General features: G+C 54.2%; 4 protein-coding genes. 1 reads left to right on the top strand and 3 read right to left on the bottom strand.

The genetic code is table 11. The features are described from left to right. A partial coding sequence (locus tag VGM55_RS02790) for a SymE family type I addiction module toxin (protein ID WP_331634514.1) occupies window positions 1-313 on the top strand: 313 nt, incomplete at its 5' end. A 58-nt stretch (window positions 314-371) separates the two neighbouring features. On the opposite strand, the gene VGM55_RS02785 is transcribed toward VGM55_RS02790, so the two are convergent. The 3 genes from VGM55_RS02785 to VGM55_RS02775 are packed head-to-tail and all read right to left on the bottom strand — an operon-like array spanning window position 372 to window position 7,666. Next, window positions 372-776: a DUF4279 domain-containing protein gene (locus tag VGM55_RS02785; RefSeq protein ID WP_154188914.1), complete on the bottom strand. Its 405-nt coding sequence runs from the start codon at window positions 774-776 to the stop codon at window positions 372-374. Between the two features lie 10 nt (window positions 777-786). Continuing rightward, on the bottom strand, window positions 787-7,227 hold the full coding sequence (locus tag VGM55_RS02780) for a hemagglutinin repeat-containing protein (protein WP_331634512.1): 6,441 nt from the start codon (window positions 7,225-7,227) through the stop codon (window positions 787-789). A 22-nt stretch (window positions 7,228-7,249) separates the two neighbouring features. Then, entirely contained in the window at window positions 7,250-7,666 is a 417-nt protein-coding gene (locus tag VGM55_RS02775) for a ShlB/FhaC/HecB family hemolysin secretion/activation protein (RefSeq protein WP_331634511.1), read from the bottom strand. Window positions 7,667-7,776 lie beyond the last annotated feature (110 nt).

Here is a 7,776-nt window from a genome sequence, read left to right as displayed (position 1 = left end):
TACTAAGCCAGAAGTTGTTACAACTGAAGCCCCGGAGTTAAAAACCCGTCGCTATACCGTGGGGTATATCCGCGACTGGAAGACGCACAGCAAGGCTACCTCCATCACGCTGAAGGGCGGCTGGCTGGATGAGGCAGGGTTTGAGACGGGAACGCCGCTCAAGGTGCGGGTGATGCCCGGCTGCCTGATACTGACCGCGCAGGAGCCAGAGCCGGAACTGATGCAGGCACTGAAGAAGGTCTGCAAGCTCTCCGCCCGCAAACAGCGGCAGGTGACGGAGCTGATCGAGGTGATCAGTAAGCCACAGCGATAACGCGGTAACTGGCTGGTATATAAAGTAAAATCCCGGCTCGAGGCCAGGATTTTTTACATTAACTATAAATATATAAGTCGAAATCAACACTTGCATTTAATTTGTTAATTTCTTTAATTAATGAACGATCAAGATTCATTGCCGGTTTAATTCCATTTTCTACCTGAACAACCACATTAAATTGATATTCAAAATCGTAATCGCATGCCATATCTACTAATACGCTTTGTTTTCCATGAAGAATAGTAAATACCTTTGAAAACTGCTCTGTGATATCAAGAGATTCCTCATCTCCTGTCCCTAAAAACCAACAACTATCCACTCTACAGCGATTCTTGCCAGGAATTGGATCACCTTTCATCCAACTACCAGTAGGTTTTAGTGACAATTTTTCAGTAATTTCAGTAGGTTTTAACCCCTCTCCCGAGATCAAGAAATAAACATTTACTGTTGATTTATTCATACAAACAATCCTATTTAATGAATTCACCAGTTGGGATACCTTCTCCTGTACCACCTTTACGGAAAATCCACAACTCACCAGTTTCTTTGTCGATATATATATCGTATTTGGATATATTTTTCTTACCCACAATCTCAGATTTTAATTCATGTGCATCAATACCATTTTTTTTCAGATATTTATCGTCTGCCATCTTAATATTTGAAGGTTTCTCTTTATTATGACCATTTTGATCATTCTCCGGTGGCTGTGGCGTTCCCGAACCAGCACCTCCCAACTCTGCCTTCTCTTCATCCGTCAGCCCACCGCCCAGATTCGGCTTGCTATCCGCATTATCGCTCATCATCGCGGTGATGGTTTGCAGCATAATGTACGCCGCAACCGGGCAATCCCCGCCTGACAGGCACTGCTCCACCACACCTTTACCAAACTCTTTTACCGCCACATCCAGCTTCTGCGCGATCAGCGCATTTGCTTCGGCCTGCGCGCCGGTTTGGCCTGCCACCGGCGGCGGGGTGGTTAACAAGTGCAACAGGAAGAAGTTATTCTCAACCGCGTTTTTCCCCGCCTGCGCCGCCGTTACCGCATCCGCAACGCTGCCGCCGCTCAGCCCTCCTGCCAACCCGGCTGCCAGCGAACTCAGCGCGCTTACCGTCTGCTTTTCACTCTCTGTCAGGCTCTCCGGGCTTCGCCCCGGGTACAGAGCGTTAACTATTGCCCCGGCAGCAAGCTCACCCGTTACCGCGCCCGCGCCGCCTGCCAGTGCATTGCCACCCGCAAGCTCCGCTCCTATCGCCCCCCACAGCGCGTGGGCCAGCACATTCGCAATCTCGCTACCCTGCGTCTGCGCCTTGATTATCCCCGCTACATATGGACTGACGCCCCCGGCCAGCGCCTGGCCTGCGTTACCGCCCGCCAGACCCTGCAGTACCGCCGTTATCGCCTGTGTCGCCCGCTGGTAGTCGCTTCCCGTCCCGTACTTCGCCATTTCCGCTTTGTATGTATCGGTCTCGCGCAGCGCTTCCAGGCTCAGCGCCGGGTACTGCTCTCTGGCCTTCTTAAGACCATTGATTTCGCCCTGCGTCCTTACCACATCCGCAACCTGACTGCCGATTTCACCCAATAGACGCACTTCCTGAAGCCGCCGCTGCTCTTTCTCCTTATTGAAGATGGGCGAAATCGTCTCGTTCGCGTTTTCCACATCGCGGCTTAGCGTGGCAATGTCCTGCACTTGGGCAGCCGCGTTGGTGATTTGCACGCTACCGCCGGACATCGCCGCTCGGGTAATGCCCTCTGCTTTACCGCTATTGTGCGAACTGCTGAGGCTCCCGCCTCCGCTCCCGATGCTGCCGCCCTGGTGCGAGGCATCAAACTTAGCCTGATTTATAATATCCGACCATGCCAGCGTGCCGGTCTTCAGGCTATTCTTGCTTTCAATTGCAGTGGAAGCCAGCACCGCGCCGTTAAGCCGCGTATCGCCATCAACGGTAACAGAAAAGCCGCCCTCTCCGGCAAAAATCCCGCTCTGCTCATGCACGCTGTCGTATTCGCTGTGCACCTTATCCCGGCTGGCACTCACGCTGCCTGAACCACCCGCGCCGATAATTGCCACGCTAAAGCCGCCGCTGGTACTGGTTTGCTTTGCGTCATAACGGTCACTGTCGCGTAAACTGGATATGTCCAGATCGCCGCCCGACGTCAGCCGAATCTCCCTGCCACTCGCCTGGGCTCCCACCAGCGCCATATCGCGTCCGCCGTGAAGCGTTAATTGATTCCCGCTATCCAGCTGCGTTTCTGTCCATACGGTACTGTTACCGTTCTCTTTACCTTCACTGTGGTTAGCGCTGGCAGAAACCGTTATCCCGTTACTCTGACCAAAATTAATCCCCACCCCAAGGCTACCACCGCTGCTGCTGTTCTTATGGCGACTCTCGCGGATATTTGCCGCCGCACTCAACAGTAGGTTGTTGGAGGACCACAGATCCATATCGCCGCCGGACTTAAGCTGGCTGCCCACGATGAAGAGATTACCGCTATCGACGTTCTTATCCTGCCCCCAGGCGTCCACGACAAGATCGCCGCCCGCAATCAGGGAAGATCCATTAGCCAGCACGGAAGACTCATACCATTCGGCCACAGACTTCTGCATACCAACGGACAGATTAATCCCCACGAGGCTTCCCCCGCTCTGGGCCTGCTGCGCCAGCTCCACACCCTGCATGGCCTGTACGCCAGTAAGTGCCGCCTGCACGCCTTGTAAAGCGCCAAGCCGCCCCTCATTCGCCTTACCCAGCCGCTGGATCATCGTTACCGCGCTGTTGATCACATCGGCAACAACGCCCGACAGCGCAATGGTAAGGCCCGAGCTTTTTGTCTCCAGTCGTTCATCACGCTGGTGCATATCCTGCCCGGGAACAATATGTACGCTGTCACCGGTCACCATTAGCGTATCAGCGGCAATAAGATCGATGCCGGTCAGCGTTACGCGCCCTCCTGCGTCAAGATAAACGTTCCCGGCTGTACTCCCGACGGTACTGATACTGTGGCTCTGAGTGATGTCCTGTTCGTCAATTTTATGCTTTGACGAGCGGCTGCCGATGGTGAAACCGAGGAAACCACCGCTCAACAGACCGCTCTCTTTGGTTTCCTGCAGCCGGTAGCTGGACTGCTCTTCGGTTGCGGCGGTGATATTGAGCTGGTTAGCGGCATCAAGCCAGACGCTCTTCGTCCCAACCAGCGCCGAGCCAGTGATATTGATATCGTTGCCGGCCCACATAACCAAAGCGTCGCCGCTGAGCAAACTCCCCTGCTCCAGGGTGAGGTAATCTTCCTCCAGGGTGTAGCGCACTTTTTTAGACAGCAAACCGCTATTGGTTTTTGTTTCCTCAAAGAAGTAGTAGTCGCTTTCCGTCGCGCTTTGCAGCGAAATATCGTTGCCCGCATCCAGCATAATTTCATTGCTGGCACTAAGCTGTGCGGCATGCAGGGCGATATCCCTTCCCGCTGTGAGCTGAATGTCACCATCACCGTTAATTTCGCTGCCCAGCTGGCGGACGGAGATATCTTCCCGCTGCTTTTGATGGCCGTAGCTCTGCTTATCATGCTGGAGGCTTAGGGCCGCCAGCGTAATATCCCTTCCGGCGCGAAGCGAAATATTGCCATCCGCCGCCAGGCCTGCGCCGGTTGCCCCGATATCTCGCCCGGCCTGGATGCGCATCTCCCCGCCGCTGGTGAGCAGCATCCCCATCGACGACAGAGACTCGATATTCTCAACGCTGTTATCGCCTGGCCGTACTTCTTCTGTTTTCAGTGCCGCCAGATGAATATCTCTCCCGGCTTCCAGCGCCAGTTCCTGACGACCCGTGGCAACCACATTGTCCATCAGTAAGTCATCGTTCGCCGTCAGGTAGATACGGTCGCCACTAAGGTAGCTACCGGCGTACCGATAATATTCAGTATGTTGGTTATTTTCTCCGACACTCTCTGCTGCCGATTCATCATCGGGGTTGAAAGCAACTTTAGAGGCATCCAGAGTGGGCGCTGATGCCGGATCGGCATCGCCCCGGGTACAAAAGTCGCAGCGGAGTAAATAAAATTGTAGAAGCGAGTCAAAAATAAGGCTGTCCTGGCTTCGCAGGGTAATATTTCCGGAGGCGTTAACGCGTACGTCCGTTAGCCTGATATTCCCGCCTGAGTCGAAAGTTATATCTTCTCCATTAAGTACCGGGCCGAAAACACTCTCATGGCGTTGTTCAGAAGATAGCAAATCACTGGAGGTATACTCCTCTTCCCGGCCGCTTGACGCGGACAAATCAATTTCCCCCTCTGCAAGCAGCCGGAGATGGCGCGCAGCATCAATATTAATGCCTTCCCCCTGCATCCCCCCGCCGCTCTGGAGAGTGATATCTCCACCGCTGACGAGCGAGGTCCTCCCGAAGTCATCCACGATCATCGAGTATCTGGACTCCATTTCTTCGTCAGTATTTCCCTCCTTAGTCGGAAAAGCAGCGTACTCAAGATCCCACGGGGAACGATGCCATACATACCGCGTTGGCTGGGATAATAAAAAAATATCATCCGTAGCCGTCATCTGAATATCCCCCGAGGCAGTAAACTGTCCTCCGGAGACATCAATATAATTACCACTCAGCGCGATATCACCACCGGCAATAATCTTACTGTTAAGGAAAGTCTCTCTGACGTCACCGATATTTTCAGAATAATAGAAGTGGTTATTAAGCCACAAAGAATCCAGCATGATATTGCTACTTCGTAGAGAAAGCGTTCCGTCTGAAATCAGGTTCGCACTCTGAAGGTGGACAGCCTCCTTTGCCCGTAAATCCAGCGATCGCGTGGCACTAAGCGTGCCAATTTTACCGGGCTCGCTGCCATGACCCAGCCAGCCGTAGATAAGTTCCCGTGGAGAATCACTTTCCCAGTAAAATGCCTCCGTCAGGTTCTCAATACTCCCTTCCAGGCTTTCCACTTTTACCTGTGAACCCGTTATCAGCGACCCGCTGTTGATGATATCTTCGCGCGCCGTCAGGTCCAGCGCCCCGCCGGAGGTCATCACGCCGCTCTGATTGTTACTTACCCCCCCTTCACTGACGACGGTCAGCGATTCCGTCCCGGATATCACGCCACCCTGATTGTTTATACCTCCGGACTGAATAACGACCTGGTGACCGGCAAGGATGCCGCCTGATTGAGTGTTCAGGACGGCCTGCGGCTGTTGCCCGGACGCATAAATATCCGCCCCGGCACCGGCTCGCCAGGTGGTGTTACTGATGCTGTCGCTGAAGTCGATGCTGAGCGTGTTACCGGCCTGAATCAGCCCGTTCAGAGCTTCACCGTCGGTATACCTCATGCGGGATTCACTGGTCTGCTGGCCGATGTCATATTCGCCATACGCCAGGGTCCAGCCGTAGTCAGTTATCCACCATTCCCGCGTTTCCGTCCCCGCCAACCAGCCCTGGTTGGTCAGACTGTTGCCGCTCAGCCACATATTCCCGCCCGCAGACAGAACGCCTGCGGCGTTATCAAGGCTCCCCGCCTTTACCCGCAGGTCACGGGCGGCGCTGATACGCGCTTCTGCCCCCGCGTTTTTTATTGTCAGGCCGGACTTGTTGCTTGCCAGCAGCCGATCGTCCTTCTCCCAGTCTACCGGGAGGTCGAAATAATAGTGATATTCACCATTGCGGTAGTACCACTGCATACTGCCCTCATTCCCTTCCATTTCAACTTCCAGCTCATCGCGCTGGTTCAGCAGATGTGCAGTATTAATCGTGATATCCCCACGCTGTGTGGCTATTGTCCCGGAACGGTTAATCACCTCGCGACTGGCGCTCCCCGCCGTATCCTTTTGCAACACCAGGCTCTCACCGGCGGTGATATCCCCACGCTGGTTAACCAGGCTGTCCGCCAGCAGGCGCATATCGCCACCGGCACGTAGCGTTCCGCTGTTATTCAGCTGATCTGCCACCTGAACGGAGATCGAACCCGCGGCCTGATTAACTCCGCTAAGCGCTGCACTTTGCGCCTTAATAGAGGCCGAACCGCTGGTCAGACTGCCGCTCAGAGAGAGTTTCCCGTTGGCATCAAGCGAGATGCCCCCTTGTCTGGCATTCAGGTTACCAAGGTTCACCCCAACGCCTTTTTCGCTGGAAACCAGCCGGATTCGGTTAGCGTATATCCCGCCCAGCGCCCCGGTATCTATCGCCACCGTAGGTACTTTTCCCGCCCCGGCTATCGGCTCGATAGCCCCGCCAGAACTTATCCGATTAGCCCCCAGTATCACGGTAGCATCGCGGGCATGCAGCCCTGCGTTGATTTCCGCCGCACGGGAAATCAACGCAAATTTATCGCTCTTACCGGCATCCAGCCCTTTACCTTCGATTAAAATAGCGCCCTGAGTCACTTCAAGGCTTTGCAACTTACCATCAGCGCCCAATACTGGTTTACCGGTAGTTAGGGTGATGTTCGGCGTATTGATAAAACCGCAACCGTCGCAGGTAATGCCATAGGGGTTAGCTACCATTACGCTTGCCTGCTGCCCGGCAACCTCAAGATATCCTTTCAGCTCAGAACGGTTCGGCGTCACCACCTCGTTAATAATCCCCGAAGCCGCCTGGCCATTTTGCAGATTCGCATTAGCCTGTATCTGCCCCCCCAGCTGACTTTGGCTGTTTCCCACCCCGTTATTAAGGACCAGCCCCTGCTCACCAACGTTGAAATCATGGTACTGGTTATGGGAAATGCCTCCCTGATTGGGCGTGGCAATATTGACTACCGGTACACCATTATTCGCCTGCACGACCTGGGTATTCCCGGTCGCGGCGCTGACTCCGGCCCCGATGGCAGGTAACAACGGCTGCCCCGCAAGCAGAATAGAAATCAGGTAACTTAACCAACGGCGCAATGGTGAAATGGCATATCCACTGTAATTTTCCATGTGCTAAACCTCATCGTTATCCTTAAAACGTCAGCGCCAGACGGTAGTAGATCGCCACGCTGTCCGGGTGAAGCCAGCCGGGACGAATCAACGGCCAGCCCAATGTAAACTGCTGATTGACGTAGCGCTGGTGATGGCTGATGCCAAGTGCACTTCCCATTAAACTCCCTTTTGCCTCTGGCTCGTCGGGCCCGCTACGCAGATAGCCGCCGTCCAGCGCCGCAAAAACGTTAACTTCACCCAACCGCAGCGGCATGGAGAATGAACGACTGATTTCGTTGCGCCAGTAACCGCCGTTGTCGCCGGAAAGATATTGCTCCCGGTAACCACGAACCGAATATTCACCGCCAAGAGTCAAACGCTCACTACCGTACAGCCGTTCGCTGCTCCACTGAGCGTAAAAACTACTGAGCCATGCCCAGTGAGGAGTTATTGTCAAATCTGGTGTACGGAGCAATCAGGCAACGATCTGATCTGATGTTTCGTGGACCTGTACCCCGTCCTTAAACGGGACGTTATTCACTACCAGCGTTAGCAGATTAAATCCCG

The sequence above is a fragment of the Cedecea sp. genome (assembly GCF_036500665.1).
In the GTDB taxonomy this organism is placed as follows: Bacteria; Pseudomonadota; Gammaproteobacteria; order Enterobacterales; family Enterobacteriaceae; genus Cedecea.
The sequence above is the reverse complement of the archived record's forward strand: the minus strand, read 5'-3'. Positions and strand labels throughout refer to the sequence as shown.